This window comes from Mesorhizobium sp. M1E.F.Ca.ET.063.01.1.1 (assembly GCF_003998155.1).
Classification (GTDB): domain Bacteria; phylum Pseudomonadota; class Alphaproteobacteria; order Rhizobiales; family Rhizobiaceae; genus Mesorhizobium.
Window position 1 is genome coordinate 1 of the sequence record NZ_RZSC01001182.1, and the last position, 1,203, is coordinate 1,203.

1 protein-coding gene is annotated in these 1,203 nt (G+C 68.8%); it reads left to right on the top strand.

What is annotated here, in order from left to right:
• A partial coding sequence (locus EOA29_RS37080) for an RsmB/NOP family class I SAM-dependent RNA methyltransferase (protein WP_145970077.1) occupies positions 1-1,153 on the top strand: 1,153 nt, incomplete at its 5' end.
• Between the last annotated feature and the right edge of the window lie 50 nt (positions 1,154-1,203).

Sequence of the window (1,203 nt, forward strand, 5' to 3'; positions counted from 1 at the left end):
CGGCAACATCGTCTACGACGCGCTGCGCCGCAAGCGCTCGGCCGGCTGGCTCTTCGGTGAGGACACGCCGCGCGCCATCGGCTTCGGCGCGCTGCTGCTCGAATGGGGCCAGACGGCGCAGTCGCTCAACGACGCGCTCGACGGCGACAAGTTCGCGCCGCCTCTGCTCAGCGCCACCGAATTGAAAGCGGTTGCCGGACGCCTGCCGGCCGATGCGCCTGACGCCGTGCGGGCCGATGTTCCGGACTGGTGCGCGCCGCTGCTCGAACAGGCCTATGGCCAGGATTGGGTCGAGGAGGGTGCGGCTCTCGCCATGCGCCCGCCGCTGGACCTCAGGGTCAATGCCTTGCTGTCCGATCGCGGCAGGGTGCTGGCCGAACTCGAGGGCACGGGTGCGGCGCCCGCCGCGATCGCGCCGCACGGCATCCGCATCCCGCCGATCGACGGTGACGGCAGGCATCCGAACGTGCAGGCCGAGCCCGCTTTCCAGAAAGGCTGGTTCGAAGTGCAGGACGAGGGCTCGCAGCTTGCCGCGGTACTTGCCGGTGCCATGCCCGGCATGCAGGTGCTCGACTATTGCGCCGGCGCTGGCGGCAAGACGCTGGCGCTCTCGGCCGAGATGGGCAATACAGGCCAGCTCTTTGCCCATGATGCGGAGAAGGTGCGGCTGGCGCCGATCTTCGAGCGCATTCGCCGCGCGCACAGCCGCAACATCCAAATCGTCAGCAAACCCGCGGAACTCACGCCGCTGGCCAGTCATATGGATGTCGTGCTGATCGACGCGCCCTGCACCGGCAGCGGCACCTGGCGGCGGCGGCCCGACGCCAAATGGCGGCTGACCGACAGGCAGCTCGATGCCCGCAAGGGCGAGCAGCAGGCGATCCTCGACGCGGCGCAGGCCTTCGTCAAACCCGGCGGACTGCTGGTCTACATCACTTGCTCGGTATTCGATGCGGAGAACGGCGAGCAGGTCGCGGCCTTCCGCGGGCGCCACGGCGACTTTGCGTCGGTCGATCATCGCCAGCTCTGGAACAGCCATTTCCCCGGCCACGAAGGCGCCGCGCGCATCGCCGACGCCGGCGGCATCTCGCTGTCGCCGGCGCTCAGCGGCACCGACGGATTTTATTTCCACGCGCTGCGCAGGGCCGCCTGAGGCAGCCGGCATTTTGCTGCGCTGCAACATAAGAGATTGCCTGTCCTGCC